The organism is Leptospira kirschneri serovar Cynopteri str. 3522 CT, from assembly GCF_000243695.2.
GTDB lineage: Bacteria > Spirochaetota > Leptospiria > Leptospirales > Leptospiraceae > Leptospira > Leptospira kirschneri.
The window spans coordinates 517,177-536,292 of record NZ_AHMN02000005.1 but is presented as its reverse complement, the minus strand read 5'-3'; the positions used below and the strand labels follow the sequence as shown (position 1 = coordinate 536,292).

The 19,116-nt window shown below is 35.4% G+C and carries 13 protein-coding genes and 1 pseudogene; 11 read left to right on the top strand and 3 right to left on the bottom strand.

Translation table 11 applies throughout. From position 1 onward, the window contains the following. Positions 1–332: 332 nt before the first annotated feature. From LEP1GSC049_RS218105 to LEP1GSC049_RS218135, 8 genes and pseudogenes are all read left to right on the top strand, one after another. Complete coding sequence (locus LEP1GSC049_RS218105) at positions 333–617, top strand: LIC10235 family protein (protein ID WP_000802848.1); 285 nt, start codon at positions 333–335, stop codon at positions 615–617. A 281-nt stretch (positions 618–898) separates the two neighbouring features. Next, entirely contained in the window at positions 899–1,396 is a 498-nt protein-coding gene (locus LEP1GSC049_RS218110; RefSeq protein ID WP_232410867.1) for a tetratricopeptide repeat protein, read from the top strand. An 86-nt stretch (positions 1,397–1,482) separates the two neighbouring features. Next, positions 1,483–2,700: a cyclic nucleotide-binding domain-containing protein gene (locus tag LEP1GSC049_RS218115; RefSeq protein WP_000103067.1), complete on the top strand. Its 1,218-nt coding sequence runs from the start codon at positions 1,483–1,485 to the stop codon at positions 2,698–2,700. Between the two features lie 19 nt (positions 2,701–2,719). Continuing rightward, entirely contained in the window at positions 2,720–3,406 is a 687-nt protein-coding gene (locus LEP1GSC049_RS218120; RefSeq protein WP_016560649.1) for a DNA-3-methyladenine glycosylase family protein, read from the top strand. A 977-nt stretch (positions 3,407–4,383) separates the two neighbouring features. Continuing rightward, on the top strand, positions 4,384–5,841 hold the full coding sequence (locus tag LEP1GSC049_RS218125) for an SBBP repeat beta-propeller lipoprotein, LipL53 family (RefSeq protein WP_016560628.1): 1,458 nt from the start codon (positions 4,384–4,386) through the stop codon (positions 5,839–5,841). Positions 5,842–5,914: 73 nt separating this feature from the next. Next, on the top strand, positions 5,915–6,610 hold the full coding sequence (locus tag LEP1GSC049_RS218130; protein WP_004755161.1) for a hypothetical protein: 696 nt from the start codon (positions 5,915–5,917) through the stop codon (positions 6,608–6,610). A gap of 305 nt (positions 6,611–6,915) precedes the next feature. Beyond that, positions 6,916–7,547: pseudogene (locus LEP1GSC049_RS02000000224585) on the top strand (YqjF family protein). 411 nt (positions 7,548–7,958) lie between these two features. Then, positions 7,959–8,717 carry an LIC10244 family PerRA/PerRB upregulated protein gene (locus tag LEP1GSC049_RS218135; protein WP_004753590.1) on the top strand — a complete coding sequence of 253 codons (759 nt, stop codon included), beginning with the start codon at positions 7,959–7,961 and terminating at the stop codon, positions 8,715–8,717. Between the two features lie 476 nt (positions 8,718–9,193). Here the strand turns inward: LEP1GSC049_RS218135 and LEP1GSC049_RS218140 are convergent, their stop codons facing one another. After that, positions 9,194–11,332: an adenylate/guanylate cyclase domain-containing protein gene (locus LEP1GSC049_RS218140; RefSeq protein WP_016560661.1), complete on the bottom strand. Its 2,139-nt coding sequence runs from the start codon at positions 11,330–11,332 to the stop codon at positions 9,194–9,196. A gap of 169 nt (positions 11,333–11,501) precedes the next feature. Between LEP1GSC049_RS218140 and LEP1GSC049_RS218145 the strand changes: the two genes are divergently transcribed. Then, on the top strand, positions 11,502–12,095 hold the full coding sequence (locus LEP1GSC049_RS218145; RefSeq protein ID WP_016750220.1) for an ankyrin repeat domain-containing protein: 594 nt from the start codon (positions 11,502–11,504) through the stop codon (positions 12,093–12,095). 60 nt (positions 12,096–12,155) lie between these two features. Then, a complete protein-coding gene (gene rlmD / locus LEP1GSC049_RS218150) occupies positions 12,156–13,337 on the top strand; it encodes a 23S rRNA (uracil(1939)-C(5))-methyltransferase RlmD (protein WP_004754954.1) in 1,182 nt (393 codons plus the stop codon). Positions 13,338–13,704: 367 nt separating this feature from the next. Here rlmD and LEP1GSC049_RS218155 read toward each other — a convergent pair whose 3' ends face one another. Both LEP1GSC049_RS218155 and LEP1GSC049_RS218160 read right to left on the bottom strand, forming a co-directional pair. Continuing rightward, entirely contained in the window at positions 13,705–16,020 is a 2,316-nt protein-coding gene (locus tag LEP1GSC049_RS218155; protein WP_004763327.1) for an ATP-binding protein, read from the bottom strand. Between the two features lies 1 nt (position 16,021). Beyond that, positions 16,022–17,107, bottom strand: a complete 1,086-nt coding sequence (locus LEP1GSC049_RS218160; protein ID WP_004754170.1) for a metallophosphoesterase family protein — start codon at positions 17,105–17,107, stop codon at positions 16,022–16,024. Positions 17,108–17,683: 576 nt separating this feature from the next. Here LEP1GSC049_RS218160 and ccrA point away from each other — a divergent pair. Beyond that, positions 17,684–18,931 carry a crotonyl-CoA carboxylase/reductase gene (gene ccrA, locus LEP1GSC049_RS218165; protein ID WP_004753888.1) on the top strand — a complete coding sequence of 416 codons (1,248 nt, stop codon included), beginning with the start codon at positions 17,684–17,686 and terminating at the stop codon, positions 18,929–18,931. Positions 18,932–19,116: the final 185 nt, after the last annotated feature.

Below are 19,116 nucleotides of genomic sequence, written 5' to 3'. Positions count from 1 at the left end.
TTCGAGAAACGTTGGAATTTGTAGTAAATTTTGTTTTCCTTTATCAAGAATTTATTTTTACTTAATTCTCAAAACAAAGCCAATCGGAAAATTGCCTGAAAATGGACTTTAAATCCATAATAGATAACTTTTGGATCATCCGTTTATGGGAATTGGATCTATTATGTTTGAAGATAGATTCTTATTCTCGAAAAAGACTATTTTATATCCTTGTATTTTGAATTCTACCCGAGTTTAAACGGTGTTTTTGTTTTTAGATCATTCATAAAAAAAATTTACTCGTTTACTTTTTTCTGTAATTTTAATTAGGTGATTTCGTCATAAATATTTGTATGAAACCAAAAAAAATCTCAAACGACGATCTTGAGTCCCTAATAACGGGCGTTAAATCTCAATCCATTGAAGTGGTTGGAAATTACTTATATAAAGGATTCAGAATACAGGTTAGTAAATACAACCTGTCCGGCGCTGAAAGGGTTCAACTCCTTTATCAAAAAAGAAGAAACAACGGTCTTTGTATTGTATGCGGAAATAAGGTTACAAAGAAAAACCCTTCTTCCGGAAAACTTTACAGGCTTTGTGAGCACCATCGCAAGACAATCGATAAGAAAAAGTAATTAACTTTTTCGAAAAACCTGCAGATAATTCTAATAGTAGGAGTTTCGTTTCCTCCGGAGTTTTATCTTGCAGGTTATAAAATCCTTTGTTTCTTTTACAAAGTGCCGTAGTTTTTCAACCTCTCTTGCACCGTTTATCACAAACTCCGGGTTTTTGATCCTTGAACCTGTAAATCTTAACATTCTGAACGTATGCCGTCTAAAACTTGGATGAAAATTATGGAGATGAGTTTGTGACTTTTTTTACATTTCAAAAAATCATACGAAAAGGTCAAAATACGATGTTTCTTAGAACTATCGTTTCTTTTCTAATTTGGTTTTGTTTTGCGGGTTCTTTGAGTGCAAATTCCCTTTTTGAAACTCAGGCCGAAAATCTACTTAGGATCGCCGAAGAGGCTTACAAGGATCGGAAATTTCATAAATCTATCGAGGAAATTAAAAATTTCCTAATTTTGTATCCATCCAGCAAATTTAAAAACAAAGCTTATCAGGTTTTGAAAGACAATTATTCCAGACTTGGCCGTCCTGAAAAAATACTCGAAATCAATTTGTATCAATATGCTCAAGAACCTACTTCTTCTTTGGGGTTAAACGCTCTTTTTGAAGCCGGTAAACTCTATCTTGAAATCGGTGAAGAGAATAAAGCGAAAGAGGTTTTTAGATCGATTTGTAATCAGTCTTTTTCCAGAGAACTAGCCGAAAAAGCTTCTTTGGAACTCTCTGAAAGGGAGATTTTAAACGATTCAAACACGGAAATACAAGAATGCTCAGAAAAGTAGTTCTTTTTTTAGAGATTTGGATTCTTGAAAACCGATAATGAAAACAGTTGAACTCTGATTTTCAAAAAAAATATTAACATTACAGCATGTCCACAGGGATCTTCCAAATCGTTAATTTCCAAAAGGGCTCCTACATTATCGTAGAAGGTAAAAAGGATTCCCCTAGTTTTTTTATTATTCGAGAAGGAAAGGTAAAAATAGGTAGAGAAAACCCGGTTGTTGGCGAAGATCCAAATTCGGTTCAAGGTCCTGGGGATTTTTTCGGAGTTGTCGCCGCTATGAGCCAACACGCTCAAATCGAATCTGCAGTGGCGTTAACCGATGTTTCAGTAATTGAGGTAAGTTACGATCAATTCGGAACCCTCATTCAAAGAAACACTCCGGTTGCAATGAAAATCATCCGCTATTTTTCCATGAAACTACGTCAGTTTGACCAGACGATTACTCGTCTTACGTTTCGTTCTGCGGTGGAAGAAGATCCGAACGAACTCTACAACATCGGGGAGAATTATTTTAATCAGAAGAATAATCACCACGCTGCTTACGCTTTCCAAAAATACCTTCAATATCTTCCAAACGGGCCGTTTGCTACTCAGGCTAAACTAAAGTTACAAACGATGAATCAACCGATGCAGTCTCCTGCAATCGATCTCACTAAGTTCAATCGTATGTATGCGGATAACGAGATGATCTTTTGCGAACACGAACCCGGTAGAGAATTGTATATCATTCAAAACGGAAAAGTGAAGATCACTAAGATAGTAGATAAAAACGAAGTATTACTCGCGGTTCTTCAGAACGGAGACATTTTCGGTGAAATGGCTCTTTTAGATAACAAACCTAGATCTGCTTCAGCGATCGCATGGGGCCACGTTCAACTTCTCGCGATCAACAAAGCCAACTTCGAAGGTATGGTTAAGGCACAACCTCAACTTGCAACTCGTTTGATCACACTTCTTTCTGAAAGAATTTGGACCGCTTACAAACAACTTGCGAATTTGATGATTAATGATCCGCAGGGTAGGATTGCAGATACTCTGTTGACTCTTGTTGAAAAAAATAGAATTAAAATTACTCCTAAAGTTTTATATAACTTTGAAATAGGCACGAAGGACTTGATCAAAATGGTGGGTCTTTCTTATCCAAAAGACGAAAATTTGGTTTTGGATCTTTTAACTAAAAACAAATGGATCAAACTGGATCAGGGTAAACTCAGTTGTACCGATTTAGTGGAACTGGAAAAGTTAGTCCATGTTTATAGAAAAAAATCTCAGATGGAAAACAAACTCAAAAAAAGAGTATAGTACACTTTCTTGAGTTTGAATGTCTTCTATAAATTCTTTCCAACCGACTAATCTTAAAAAACGTTCTTCTAACGTTTTAGAAAGTAGAGAAGTTCGTCTTAAAAAGGCGTCTAACTGGCTTCGTAAAAAAGATCCGATCACAAAAGAATTGGTCGATTCTATCGGTCTTTGTAAATTAAAAACTATTGGAACTCCTTATCAAGTTTTGATTAAATCCGTTTTAGGACAACAGCTTTCCGTTAAAGTTGCACTGACTTTTGAACGTAGATTGATTTCTTTGGCTGGGAGTAAAAAAATTCCTTCTCCCGAACAGATTTTAAAAATACCAAACGATGAGATGAGAAAAATCGGGGTTTCTCAAGCCAAGACGGAAACGATCAAACGTATCGCTGAGGCCTACTTAAAACGAAGTATCACCGATTCTAAACTACGTAAATTAGAAGATTCTGATGTTCTAAAGCTTCTTTGTTCTATTAAAGGTGTGGGTCCTTGGACCGCGGAAATGGTGTTGATTTTTGCCTTGGATCGTTGGGATCATTTTTCCATTAATGATCTCATACTTAGAAAATCGGTCGAAAAACATTATGGAATTTCTAAGGATAACAAAAAAGAAATTCAACTTTTATTAAATACATATTCTCCTTATAGAACGATTATTTCCTGGTATCTTTGGGCGGATATTGACGGCGGAGAAGGCTGGGGTTGAGATTATCTATTTTGAAATTTATGTTTTTTTAAATTAGAGTTTTTGAAAAAAAATATCTACGATTACTGAAACGGTTTTATCGATTTGTTTCTATTAAGAGTTTATCCCAAAATCTCAAAGAATTTTACGCAATCATTCCTTAGAAATTTTTAATAAAATGTAGTAGTTCCTACATTTTTGTGAAACTCAATGCATCGCTTCTATGGTCGCTCGAAGTAACTCAGCGTCTCACTCCCCCATCATAACCTTACCCACAAGTATTTAGATTTCAATATTAAATCTGTGGGAATTACGACAAATCCTCTGTAAAACTGAGTTCCCACCCTTATTTTTGGGTGGGGGTAACTCAATGAATTGCTTCCCATGGGTCGTTTGAAGTAACTCAGTGTCTCACTCCCTAAGGGTCGTTTGAAGTAACTCAGCGTCTCGCTTCTATGGGCGCTCGACAGGTCGCATTTGGCAATTTGCGAACTTTTGAGCAGTTCTAATGTCGTTAAATTTTCGTAGTAGTTCCCTACATTTTGAAGTTTTAGGACAAACTCTAAACGTAAACGGATGAAAAATTCCTTTTTCAATAACTCTATTATTGAAATGTAAACTATTCGATTAGTGCTTTATTATGTAATTCTGAGTAATATCGCTAAATTTTCATATGAGTTCCCACATTTTGAGGTTCTAAAACAAGTTCCAAATACAATTCATAGATAATCTTAAGTTTTGATCGAAACGTATTTTCAAAAAATTGAATGTTCTTACATTTGTATGTCTGAGCTGACCCAATCTGGAAAGTGATCTATTTGTATTTCTTAAGAAACGTTCCTTGAGTTATAATCAAGTAAAATCAGTCGGATAATAATTTAAAAATTATCTTCCTTATTTCATATTTGCCTTTACTATTCCGAATAGGACAAATATCCCTGCCTTTATTGGAGAATATGTGCAGAATGTTTTCATAATATTATATTATAATTAATAAAATGTCTTTTTTGAAAAATAGAACGATGTGTAACTTAGTTATAATTTTTATATTCCTTCAGGCTTGTTCTGCGGAGTATCTATACAATTCTTCCAATCCGGAAACAAGAGAATATTGGTTTCGATTTTTAATTCAAAAAGAAGATATAATTTCAGAAATTAATATGGAGACTGAAATTAGAGAGGAAACGATTGAATCTGAAACCGAAATTTTTGATGAGGATCTGGGTTCTTTAAGTTTAGAGTGGGTTTTGTTGCAAGGTGCTCCTCGTGCAAGAACTTATGGAATGAATATTGGTATAGATCATAACGATTTCATTTACGTAGCAGGAGATACAAACGAAGCTCTTTTTCAAAGACAATTGATTGGAAGAAGAGATGTGATTCTTGGTAAATACGATTCTCATAAGAATATAATTTGGAGAAGGCAAATTGGAGCTTCACAAGCAATATTACAAGTCAAGGACTTTGGGGTGGATCCAAATGGAAATTCATACATTCTTGGTCTTACATGGAACGATTTTGCGGGTCCTGCATCCGGCAAATCGGAACTTTTTTTAATTAAATTTAACTCAGAGGGAACCCAAATTTGGGCCAAACGAGTTGGCAATAGAGGACTCTATGATTTGTATCCTGATAAGATCGCTATAGACGAATTAGGAAATTCTTATATAATTGGAAATTCTACTGGGTCTTTTGAAGACAATACGTCAGGGAATTGCACTTTTGTTCTTAAGTTTGACACCAATGGTAATCAAATTTGGATAAAACAAATTGCGATTGCTGGTACTACTATTGTTCCGAACGGAGTCGCGATTGATAAAGTAACTGGTAGTATTTATATAACCGGTTCTGGAAATGCAAACTTTGAAACTCTTTCACGTCTTAGTGCTGATACTAATCTCTTTTTTATTTTTAAATACGATAGTAATGGAAGTAGGCAATTTTTTGCTCAATTGGGTTTCACTTCTAGTACAACCGAAGGGATTTCAATCAGCTTGGACCCGCTTTCAAATGTTTTTGTGGGTGGTAACACTAACGTTGATTTAGAATCAGGAGAACAAACAAATTTTCGTGGATTTTTAGTTAAATATGATTCTTCCGGTTTTTTAAAATGGATTCGACATTTTGGTCCGATCAGTTCGGATAAACAGACTGTAGTGAACGCAATTCTAACGGATGAAGTAGGAAACGTTTTTTTAACGGGTGGTAGCAATGCAAATCTTTTAGATGAAGCAGAAAGTTCAGTAGGAAATGAAGACTTATTTTTAATTAAATACAATTCTTCGGGAGAGACCAAATGGTTTCAACAAGTTGGAACTATCGAGTCATCTATAGATAGCACCGGACTTGCAAGAGATTCGGAAGGAAATCTTTATTGTTCGGGATATTCGAACGGTTCTATAAATGAAGTTTCGAAAATAGGTTTTCAAGATTTATTCATTTTAAAATACAGATAACTCTTATCCAAATTTAGTTTCTTTTCTGTTCAAAAAAGATTCGTTTGAGAGAAAGGACTCGGACGGCAAAATCATGAACCGAAATCGAAATATTATTCACGTTGGACTCAGCGATCTATTTCTACCGATCACAGTTCGATCTAAATCCGAGATTTTTCAATTTCAATCTAATTTAGAAGAATTAGGAATTGAAATCACTGGTACTAACTACGCATCAAATCAAAACGTTCTTACAAGACAACTTTCTCAATCGGTTCTGACCATTCAAATACTCAATGCAGGGCCGAATATTACACAATTACTTGTCGTTTCCGAAAATCCAGAAGTCTCCTTAGAATCCATCGAAGAGGATTTTGAAAGGGTGTTAGAAGCGTTTGATAAGGTTTGGTCGATTCAAGGAAAAAATGTTGTAAAAAGTGATCTTACCGTTCGGCTTTTAACGGATTCTTCCACAGAACACGCGTTTGGTGAAATTTGGGAAAAAAGACTTCGCCAAAGTAGAGATGGTTTACAACAACTTGGAAGACCCATCTTAGGCGGAGGACTTAGATTTGTTTTGCCTCCACTTAATAATCAAGATCCAGAAGATCATGGAATTGAAATCAAAATTGAATCTTTTTTTCCGGATCCCCGCAAAGTTTTTATGGAAACAATTTTTCTTTGGAGTGCACCTCGTATCGTTCCCGAACGATGGAGTGTTTCCGATCGAATTCAAAAAGTGATTCAGTATATGGAACAACATTTAATTCCTTTTTTAGATCAAACTTAAATCGACTGCGAACCATAATGATTTTATAATAAATAGAGTTGTTGAAAAATTTCATAGTTTAGATTAACAAACTGTTTCAATTGACCGTTTTTATAAAACAGAAGCAGATGGGAAATTAATTTTTAAATAACTCTAATCGTTTGCCAGAGGATAAAAAATTATAACATTTCAAAAATAGAATACCCCTGAGCTTGAATTCACTGAATAACATACTTAGTCAAACTTCGCACCGACCTTGGCCCTTACCGAAATCGAAACCGTTTATGATTCAATATTGGGAAGAATTACTTTTTCTTCATTGGGAGATTTCGAAACAATTCTTAGATAAAATTTTACCTCGGGGACTGGAGGTGGATACATTTCAAGGAAAGGCTTACATAGGTTTAGTTCCATTTCGTATGAAAGGAGTTAGGCCAATCTTTCTACCGCCCTTGCCTTGGGTTTCTTATTTTTCCGAATTGAACGTTAGGACTTATGTCAAAACACAAGGTAAACCGGGAGTTTATTTTTTCAGTTTAGATGCTGGAAATCGTATTGTAGTTGAGATTGCGAGAAAGTACCGTATCTGAATGCTAACATTCATTTTAAAAAAGAAGGAATTAAAAAAGAATTTCATTGTTTTAGAATAGATTCTCGTGCGAATCCAGGAGAATTTCATGCGATCTATTTTCCTTCTTCGAAAGTTTATCAATCAAAACAAGATACCTTAGAAAATTGGCTTACAGAGAGATACTGTCTTTATAGCAGAGATTCTAAAGGAGAACTTTACCGAGGGGAAATTCATCATTTGCCTTGGCCACTTCAAAAAGCTGAGTGCCATATTTATCATAATACAATTTTAAAAAACCATAATATTTGCATATTGGAATCGGAACCTTTGATTCATTATTCTGAATCTCTAAAAGTTGCATTGTTTCCTTTAGTTTCCTTGTTTTGAAATACAAACAACGGTGATTCTATTCTGGGCTTTACTAAAGCCAAACTTGTAGGATATACTTAAGCGACTTAACGTAAGTTATAAGTTTTGAAACAAGTCTTGAATTACTACGTTATTGGATTACTCGAGAGACAAGCTCTCTATTTGTTTGTAGATTTAAAAAACTTTTGGTGTAAAAATGTTTAGATTCTTTCGTTTTAAATTTTTAAATTAAAACGAAAGAATTAGTTGTAATAAAATCAAAAACGGTTTTTTGATTTTTAATATAGAAATTTTAAGAAAAGAGTTTTAAATAAAAGTAAATCCACGTCTATTAATGTAACTTAAATAAAATTATCGCTTGAGAGCAGGTTGTTAAAGAAACGATCAATTGGAATCAATAAATACGATAAAATTTGGAGATACTAAAACATGCTGGCACATATACGACCCAATCAACTTTTTTGCACAGATAAAGATCGAGAACAAAGTTTACGAACTTTAGGAATGATGCTGGAACTGAGCGAAAAGTGTTACGTATTTGGAAAATACTTTTTTATAGATGCTTTTGATTCTGAAGAGTATCCTTTTCTTTTGAGAAAAGGATTTGATTTGATGGGAATTGGAATGGATTCCGAAAACGTAGGTAATATCTTAAAAGGTTATATAATATCCGGAAGTTATGAAGGAAAGGAACTTTTAGATAGAATCGTTATCTTTGAAGGGATAGAAACGATTCAAAAAGAATTACCTATTTCCGTTTTTTTAGAAAAGGCGGCTTCTTATTTTGGAGAATCCTATCAGAAGAATTTTTGGGACTTCGTAAACCAAAAGAGAAAAGAGATAGATACAATTCTTCTCAACGATTTCTACGCTGAGTTTTATAATTCCAAACCTCAAATAGATTCAGACATACTTTTAAGCAGGGCATTCCATTCTTTGTCTTATAATGAACTGAAAGATTTATTGAGACAAGTAAGTCTTCCGGATTTAGCAGAAGCATTAAAGAGTGTGCGTGAAAAACTTGTGATTCAAGTATTAGGTTTTCTAGATAGAGAATCTTCTCGCTGGTTGATGAAGGAATTGATGAGATCAGATGATTCGCATGATAGTTCTGAAAAAATAAAGGAAGCACAATTAAAGATTCTGGGAATTTTTGCTTCTAAAAAGGAACTGAATCGAGACTTCTGAACAATTTCGCAAAACGTAATGGAGTTGAGATAGTATTTTTTATTAAGAACCTATTCAAACCTCGTTTTAATTCATCTATAATTTGAACTAAAACGAGGAAGTTTTTACAGATTGCGTTTTTTACTCGGAGCTATAATAAACGTGAATTCGGTGTAACCAATACGAAAGCGGTTATTATGTTGAGTTTCATTGTATTGAGTTTTTATTCGCCAAGATTTTTTAAGTCGAACTCGCGTTAATAAAACACCTAATCTTTATCATAAATAGAGTTGTCGAAAAACAGATCAACAAAACTGCTTCAATAGATCGTTTTCATGAAACGCAAACTGATGGAGAATTCATTTTCAACAACTCTAATATATTTTTAAGTAATTAATATTATAATTACTGCATAAACTGCAAATTATCTCAAAAAATACTTTGTTTTTGCTTAAAATAAAAAATCAGATTATTCTAATATATTTTCGAGATAGCTTCTAATCTTCTAAAAGAGTGATTCCTTGCCAATTTTCAGGAACTCCAAATCTGCAATTGTGGACTGATTTTTCTAAGTAGACTCTCGCGGCTTGATCGACTCGATTTTTCTCTAAGATACGATTAAAAACAAGACATGCTTCCTCGAAATGTTTTTCTCGAAATAAAAGAATTCCGTGTTCAAACTCTTCTCTTGTTTTCATATAAGAATCGATTAAATTTTCAGGAAGTCCGTTGAGAACTTCTAAAACGGTGTAAATACTTCTTTGATCTCGAATCTGAATCCGATCCACAACTCTGTAAAAATATTCGGACGAATTTGTTAAACGAAATAGAGTAGAATCGGTGATCAACAGTGAAGATTCGTATGTTCTAGAGAGTTGTACAATTTTAGAAGCCACGTTCACTGAAGAAGAAATTACCGTACTTTCCATTCTTTCTGTTTCTCCGATCGTTCCGAGTAAGATCGGTCCTGTATGAATCCCACTTCCGGAACGGATGGGATCTTTTCCGTTTGCGATCCTTTCCCGATTAAATTCTCTTAAAATTCGCTGTATTTCAATGGCGCTTTCCAAAGCTTTTTCCGGTTCTGGAGGAAATAATGCCAAAAATGCTTCTCCAAAATATTTATCGATAAACCCGTCTCTTTCCCGAATTACTGGGCCGACCTTACCTAAAAAAGAATTGATAAATTCGAAGTTTTCTTTTCCGGTTATCTTTTCCGAAAAATCGGAGAAGGTTCGAATTTCGTTGTAGAGAAGGCTCATCTCTTCTTCCGCTATGTCCCCGAGTTTAATGTCAAGAATATCATGTTTATTTAATATTTTTAATAACTCTTTAGGAACGAAAAGCCTGTAAGAAGAATTAATTTTTTTTAAACTTTCGGACATGTCTTCCACTGCGTTAAAAGCAATAGAATATCTTTTTGCTAAAAGATACGCCTCAGAAAAAATGAGAGCAATCAATCCAAATGGGGCGAGTATAAAGGTAGGTATGATTCTTTTTGTGTAAAAAATATCCTGACTGTATGAGAGAAAGACCGCTAACATTCCAACTAATATGGCGATTGCCCCTGGCTTTTTTCGGATCAATGCGAGTGTTAATACGTAAAATCCCACCGCAAAACAAAAAAACGTAAATAAGTAATATAGTTCTATGGTTTCAGTAAATAGAACTGGATCTTGAGAAACGACTATCAAAGAAAAAATAGAGGAGATAAAAACGATTCCATAATAAATTTCTTTTTTCAATTCTTCCGGAAATAAAGCGCGTAAAAACGCGGCGGTAATCGGCGTAAGAAGATAAAAACTTAGATATACAATTCTCATATGAACGTTATACGAAATACCAGGAAAAACTACTTGAATTAGATTTTGTCCGGTACTAATCTCTCTAAAACAAAACACAAAACAAATGGTTCCAAAATACAAAAGAGCCACGTCTTTTTTTCTCAAAAAATAAAGAGTGAAATGATATAACGCCATCGCGACTAAAAATCCGAGAAGAAATACATCCATGGTCATCCTTCTTTCCCGTAGTCGGATGATCTGATCTTCATCACCTAGAATCAAACGCGCGGTCAATCCTCCTCTCGCGTGATAAAAATTGGAAAGAGGAATCCGAATTTGAAATTCTTTCTTATCAATTTGAAACGGTAGAATTTTTACGTTCCATTCTGGAGTTGAAGTATCTGCTGTTTCTCCAGGAACACCTTGAGTTCCGATTTTGTTATCGTCTATCCAAACCTCGTATGCTGTTTCTGAAGTTTCAGCTAAGATTGCAAAATTGTTTGAACTTAGATTTTCCGGAAGAATTACTTTCAAAAAGTATGTTGCGATACCAGTTCCTGGATAATTTTTTCCATCCGGTTCTTGGATTCTAGTCCAGGCTTTGGGAACGGGCATAGTTCGGTTTTTTTCAGAATCGATTTTAGGATTTTTAATAAATCCTTTCCAACGAAAGATCCAATCTCCTTGTAAAGCTACCGGACCGTGTTGTTCAAAATTCCAAGAAGTAAGATCGATAACTCCTGAAATTGCGGATACATGAGGTGGTTCAGAGTCTTGTGTACAATGGTTGAAAACAAAAAAAATTCCTAAAAGAAATAGAATTTGCCTTTGAAAAAAATTGAATCGAATCATGACGCTTCTCTATATTTTCTGCATCGATTTTAGAGTTGGTCAAGTTGAATATTCGATTTTAATGTTGTCTAATATCTATTTCTTAAGTTCATGTTTCATTTTAATTCTGTAATCTTTTGAAAACCTAAATCGGTTTTAAAGATTGCCATTTGCAAAAAGGTATCCGCCAATGAAAGATGATGAAAAATCAAATGAAAGAAGAAATTTCACAAAGATTCGCCCCGATTCTTTGTGGAAACGATTTCTTTTTTTTAACTCGATTCGAAGTGGAAACGTGAAGCGGATTGGTAATCTTTTGCAAAACGGTTTTAATCCGAATCTCAATTTTTATCACGGTATAACATCTCTTTCAATCGCGGTAAAATATCATCGGTTGGAAATCGTTCAAGTTTTGATCGAATATCGTGCCGACACGAACCTTGCAGATCAGTCTACCGGTTTTACTCCTCTTATCCATTCTATTTTAGAAAACGATTTCTCTTTAGATATGATGTTCGTTTTGATTCGAAATGGAGCGGACCCTGATCGAAAGGACGAAAGAGGAATGAGTCCTTTGCATCATTGTGTAAACGAAGGAAAGTTGGAAGCTTTGCGGTTCCTTTTGGAGAGAGGCGCCGATCCAAATGTTCAAGATCGCGACGGAGTTACTTGTATTCATCTTGCTAAGTCCTCTCAAGGAATGTCCGAGTTTGTGGAGTTACTTTTAAAATATGGCGCTGATCCTACAATCCAAGATAAGTACGGGAAAACTTATTTGATGTGATCGCTTTTAAAAAACGAATTCAATTGACAAGTACTAAAGGAACAAAAGCCTGAGCGAAGAATGAAACCTCCTACGAGTCAGTCTTGTCAACATTATCCGGAATGTGCCGGTTGTGATCGATTGCATATCGGTTACGAAAAACAACTTCAACATAAACAAGAAGAGATCGTAAAACGATTCGGAGGTTTTAAAGACCTGGAAATTCGGCAGATCATAAAAAGCCCAAAGGATCAAATGTATCGCCATAAGGTTCAACTTCCATTTGGACATCGTAAGATAGGAAAAAAATCCGTACTTACCCTTGGTCTTCATAATAAAGAAAATACGTTTATCATCGATCAGAAAGAATGTAGAATTCAGGATGAAGATTTGACTACCGTGGTCACTGCGATCCGTCATTGGGCGCGGAACGAAAATTTAGAACCGTATCATGAAAAAAGAGGAAGTGGACTTTTAAGACATATCGTTCTTAGAAAAGCGAACGCGACCCAAGAAATTCTTGTAGGAATTGTCACTAATGAAAGCGAAATTCCGGGAAGAAAAAAACTCACGGATAAATTATATTCGTATATTCAACAATTTTTATATAAAGAAAATTCAAAAGCGGAGGTAGTAGGGATATTACAAAATGTAAACCGTAAAAACACTAAAGTTGTTTTGGGAGAAAAGGAAGTCACTTGGTATGGAAGACATTTTGTAAAAGAAAAAATCGGTAAACTTGATTTTCAGATTGGACTTTCCACATTTTTTCAAATCAATCCGTTTCAGATAGAAAATTTGTACGATCTTATTTTGGAAGATCTTCCAGAGAATAAGAACGTAGTGGACGCCTATTGTGGAATCGGTACAATTTCATTGTATATCTCGTCTAAATCTAAAAAAGTAATCGGACTCGAAGAGAATTCGAGTTCAATTCGTTCTGCAATTGGTGCTGCAAAAGCGAATGGAATCGAAAACGTTCATTTTATTAAAGGAAAGGTTTTAGATACTCTACAGACGGCCTTAAGCGAAAATTCGGATGTGGTGGTGTTGGATCCGCCGAGAGAAGGACTTGACACAGAGACTAAAAGAATATTATTAAATTCTAAAGTAAGTCAGATTCTTTACGTTTCTTGTAATCCGGAAACTCTTCTAAGGGATGCGATCGAACTTACAAAAAGTTTTAAATACAAAAAAATTACTCCTGTGGATTTATTTCCTCATACAAATCATTTGGAAAGTGTTTCCGTTTTTACAAAATGATTTTGCAAAAACATATTTTAAAAGTTTTAGCTTATTTCATTTTTGTATGAGTTTCTACATTCTAAAGCTTTTGAAAATTTTACTGATCCTTTTAAATTGAGCACCCGCAAATATTATGATAAATTGGATTCGATATAACGTGAAAGGGATCAATACGATGCAAACTCAGCAAAATGCTCTTTCAAACTAAAGACGTCTTACTTCTTGAACTCAATAAAACGTTTTCCTGAATGCCTCTCTATGGATCGCGTTCTATAATAAATTGAAATTTAATACGAAATATTACGTTTCTTTTATGCAACTTATTGACTGGAGCTAAAGAGTCTGGTTTGGCTGCCTGCGGCAAGCCAGATTCGTCCAAACTTTCTTACAAAGAAATCTTTTTTGAATTTTTAAAAAAACGTAAAACGGTATCTGCAATTTCTTCTTGTTTTGTAAAGAAACAGATTTGATATTCCGTTTCTTCTTGGAATTTCTTGAGATAAAAAAAAGCAGATTCAATTCTTCCACGATCTAGATGAACAAAAGGTTCGTCTAGAAGTAGAATCCCTTTTTTAGGAAGGGTTTTACGAGCCAAAAACAATTTAAAAATCAGATAGAAGGTGGCGAGGGTTCCACCAGAAAGATGATCAATGGAACGAAATGCGCCCGCCTCGTCCTGCATTTTAATTGAATCTTTTTTATCGATCGCTTCCAGAGTAACGGATCTTTTAGGAAGTAAAAGATCTATTTCTTTACCGATTTCGGAGGCGACCAAAGCGAACTGTGTAGATTGATCTTTGGAGATTTCTTCAAAAAGTTCCTGAGCAATTTTAGCAGATTTTCGCCTAGATTCTATTTTAGAAAATTCTAATTCTTTTTCAAAAAGGGATTGGATGATGTCTTTAAGGTTTTTTTCTTTTTCTGGGAGTAGATCTTGAATCCTGGCGTCTTCTACTTGGATAGAAGTATTCAATTTTTTTAATTCGTTATCTAAGGATTGAAGTTCTTTTTGAAGCTCTCTTTTTTTAGAGTCTCTAAATTGTCTTTCCGGATCGTTTGGAAATTCGTTCGGAACGTCTTCCATTGTTGCGATCAGAGTTTTTTGTTTGATCTCCAGATCTTCTAAACTATGAGAAGAATGTTCGGTGAGAATTTTTTTTAGACCTTCGGAGAAATGTCTAGATTGAGTCTGAAATTCTGCGACTTGTTTATGATAATCTTGGATCGTAGTTGATCTTCTATCGTTTAACCAGGAATTCCTTTTGGATTCTAAATTTGAGATTTTTTCAGATTCTAGTTTTAAGTTGGAACGGATCGGATCCAGTTCTTCGGTCAAAAGTCGGATTTCCTTTTCGATCGATTCTATCTGAGCCGTTTTAAGATCGAAGTTTTGAATTTGTTTAGAAAGGAATTGTCTAAGGTTTTCAATTTTTTCCATAAGAGGAATAGAATATTCTGGAAATGTTAAATTCCATTGTCCAGAAATTTTAAGAACGAAATTTTTTTCCTTTTCGGAACTATATCTGAAGTTGATAGATTCTTTTTTATGAGAGAATAACCAAAGGCCTAAAATGATCAGGCTTCCTGAAAGGAGCGCTCCGCTTAAAAATGTGGCAAGGGATAATTTAGAAAAAAGGAACAAGGCGAAGGAGCCTAACACACCACAAAAACCAAGTCCGGATAAAATGATTCCTAAAAGTTTATACAAAGGGTTGGAATGAGTCGTTTTGATTTCTTCGGAAAAGCCGTCTTCTCTAAGGATTGAATCTATTTTATCAAACCATTCCTCAGCTTTTTGTTTCAATTTTTGGAGGATAGAAAGTTGGGTTTTATGATCGTTTAATTCTTTTTTTTTGGAATTGATTGTGTTCTCTTTATCCTTAAGTAAAAGTTCAAAAGAGGAGGTATTGTTCTTTGATTTTTCGATTTCTTTTTGAAAAGAATCGAATCCAGCAGATTCGTCTTTAGAATAGAGAAAATTTTTTCTGATAAATTCCTCGATGGATTTTAGTCTTTGGATTTCAGAAATACATTCTAAAACTTGAATCTTCTTTTGGATTTTTAAATCCAAGGCGGAATTTTTTTCGATCTGTGCGAGTTTGTTTTTAATTTCTGTTTCTTTGTTTTGATCTTTGAGATGTTTTTCCTCTTTTTCGGAATTGTTTTTATTTCTGGAATGTAGATTTTCGATTTCTAAAATCAATTCAGATCTTTTGGTTTGGAGATCCTCAATTTCCTTTTTAAGACTGTCAAAATAATCTGCGTCTTTGCTGTTTGTTTTTGGAGAATGAATTTTTTTAAACGAATTGGAAATACCTTCTAAGTTCACACCGTTGTTTAAAAGTTTACTCCGAAGAAAATCGGGTTTGATCAACTTATCATTGTTAAATGCAAATTCTAGTTCCCCTTCTCTGAGAGAAACGCAGTGTACAAATTGAGGAGCGGAATCTTTGGAAAGATCCGGGGTTTTTCCTAGAATATTATAACCTTCTAAACAGGTTTCGCCGTAACGGGAAAGGATACTTTTTTTAGGTTCTTGATTGGCGGTAAGAAATTTACTCCCGACTGCGAGTCTAAGAGCGTCGAAAATCGTGGTTTTACCGGATTCGTTTTTACCTAAAAAAACGGTAGCGGAATCCGAAAGTTCAAATTCTTTCCCTTTAAATTTTCCGAAATTAAGAAGTTGGATCGCAGAAATCATATCATTTTTTTCCAGAAAATTCTTCGATTTGTTCTAGGCCTAAGACTAAAATTTCGTTCCAATCGGGGGAATTTTGGCCGTTCCAATTCAATTTTTTATTCATTAGTTTATCATAAAATACTTTTGCGATCGGGTTATCGATGAGTACAGAAGAGGTTTTGAGATCGTTTGTTTTAATTTCTAATTTTCTACAAACGATGGATTTACTGAAATGGTCCAGAGTTTCTGAAACAATATGTTCGTCTTCTACGATTCCAGAAATTTTAATACGAACAAAATCCAATTCTGAAATCAAAACATGTATTTTAGAAAGATCTGGGATTTGGCCGGAGAGATTTGCGGAAAGAGAAAATTCCTTAAATTCGCCCGCAGAAGAAATGATTTTTTTTTGAAGGACTGGGGTTCCGTTTTTACCGAGGGTAACAATGTTGACGGAACGAGGACCGAATTCGCCGGAAGAAACGACTCTAGGAGAACCAGGATATGCAATCAAAAGAGAACTAATTCTTTCAGAGCGTTCCGAATGGATATGGCCGAGCGCGAGGTAATCGAACTTAGCGTCTAAAAAAGGTTTTGAATCTAAAATTGAATCAGCATCTTCGGGAGAAGGGCCTAAGTATTCCACCAATTTTGTATCTGTGCCGTGTAAAAGAGCGATACGATAAAGAGTTTTCTTTTCGCTAAATTGAATATTCGAATAATCTAAATTTCTACGAAACGGAAAACCGAAAAATTCTACGTCTACGCCGTCTATTTCTTCGAACCAAAGTTTAAAACGATCGTTTTTTTGGGGATAAGACATAGGAGAAAGATCCGCAGAAATCGGATAGGAACCTTCTTGGATTCCTAACTCTTCGTGATTGCCTGGAATAAAAAAAATTTTACCAGGAAAAGAAGTTAGAATTTCTTTGACGTCTTCTTTGAGAGAGTTGATGTCAGAATTACGATCGAAAAGGTCGCCACAAAAAAGAATATGGGTGCATTCTTCAGTTTTTGCCGTGGAAACGATTTCTTTTAAAACGGAAAGAGAATAAACTTTCTCTTTTAAACTTAGATGTAGGTCTGCTGTATGTAAGAATCGGATCATGATTTAGTTTCTGCCTTTGGAGTATATCCGTTCCCCCGGACATAATTTAGAGACTATAAATATCTTTGAAGATTTTTTTTCGGGGCTTGCCGTCCGAAAAACGGACGGCCGCGCTGCTACGGGCTCGCGAATTCTCGCTCGGTCTTCGTCTACGACGAAGACTTGCACCCTACACATCGCTAAGCCGGGTGAATTTGGCTGAGAAAAAATTTTCTAAAAGTATGAGTTCCTACAATTTTAGAATTTGTTCGTAAAATCGTGATTTGTAAGAGTTCCTACATTTTAGGAATCGAAACACAACTTTTTTAGAAACGAGGAAATTTAATATAAAACTGTTTCGCTCATTTTATTGTAAGGTTTTTAAACGTGTGGGAACTCTTGCAAATTTAGAAATTATAATGTTTAACGATTCAAATTCAATCTAGGAACTACCCAAATTTCAAAATGAAATTTTTAAAGATTCAAAATTGAACCTGTAAAAAAGGAAATCAAACTTTATCAAAAACCGATCTCAATTCATCGCGAATTTCTTGAAATTGGTGTAGATCAAAAACCAAAGTTCAGAAATCTGTGCACATGAGCCAAATTGAATCCGTTCCAATCGGAACCCTCCCACCCTTGGGACAGGTTCCTAAAAAAATGTATGCACAGGTCGTTCGTCCCGAACGTTTCGGAGATCCGATCACAGCAATTCAGGAAGAACTCATCGATGTTCCAGAAATTGCTCCGGACGAAGTACTCGTCGCGGTAATGGCCGCCGGTGTAAATTATAACAACGTTTGGGCCGCACTCGGATTTCCCGTAGACGTCATCGGCGCCAGAAACAAAAAAGGCGAACCCGAGAAGTTTCACATCGGCGGGTCCGATGCATCCGGTATCGTTTATAAAATCGGCTCCGAAGTTAAGAACGTAAAAGTAGGAGACGAAGTAGTTCTTCACTGCGGAATCTGGGATAAAAACGATCCTTGGGTCAAAGCGGGAAAAGATCCTATGTTCGCACCTTCTCAGTTGATCTGGGCGTATGAAACCAACTGGGGATCCTTTGCACAATTCTGCAAGGTTCAAGATCATCAATGTCTTCCAAAACCAAAACACCTTACTTGGGAAGAATCCGCCGCTTACATGTTGGTGGGCGCTACTGCTTATAGAATGCTTCATCATTGGAAACCGAACGACGTGCAAAAAGACGACGTGGTTCTGATCTGGGGAGGCGCGGGCGGATTAGGTGCAATGGCGATTCAGATCGTAAAGGCAGCGGGCGGAATCCCGATCGCAGTCGTTTCGGAAGACGATAAAATCGACTTCTGTAAAAAGTTAGGCGCGGCAGGAGTTATCAATCGTAAGAAGTTTTCTCATTGGGGAGCTTTGACTTCCGAGATCAATAAGACCGAAAAATTCGTAGAATGGACAAAGGCTGCTCGTGAATTTGGAAAGGCGATCTGGGACATCGCAGGAAAAGGAAATAATCCTAAGATTGTGTTCGAACATCCGGGTGAAACCACAATTCCTACTTCTATGTTTGTTTGTGAAACGGGAGGTATGGTAGTGATCTGCGCGGGAACCACAGGATACAACGCAACCGTAGACTTACGTTATCTGTGGATGAGACAAAAACGTCTGCAAGGTTCTCATTTTGCGAACGACGAAAACTCAAAAGGTCTAAACGACTTAGTGATCGATAAAAAAGTAGATCCTTGTCTTTCCAAAACCTTCGCTTGGAATGAGACGGCGCATTCTCATCAATTGATGAAGGAAAACAAACACCCAGCAGGAAACATGTCTATTCTAGTCGGAGCCGATAAACCCGGATTAGGAAAAAAATAAAATCCTTTCTTTTGCGTTTTAAAATTATAAAACCCCGAATGTCAATTTGCTTCGGGGTTTTTTATTTTTAAGAGATCCTTTGTTTTGAAGGAATTTGTCTGAAAAAATCTATAGTAGAGTTTTTGAAAAATTCCATAGTGGAGATTTGCAAAATTGTTTTAATTGTTATTTCAACACAACGGAAA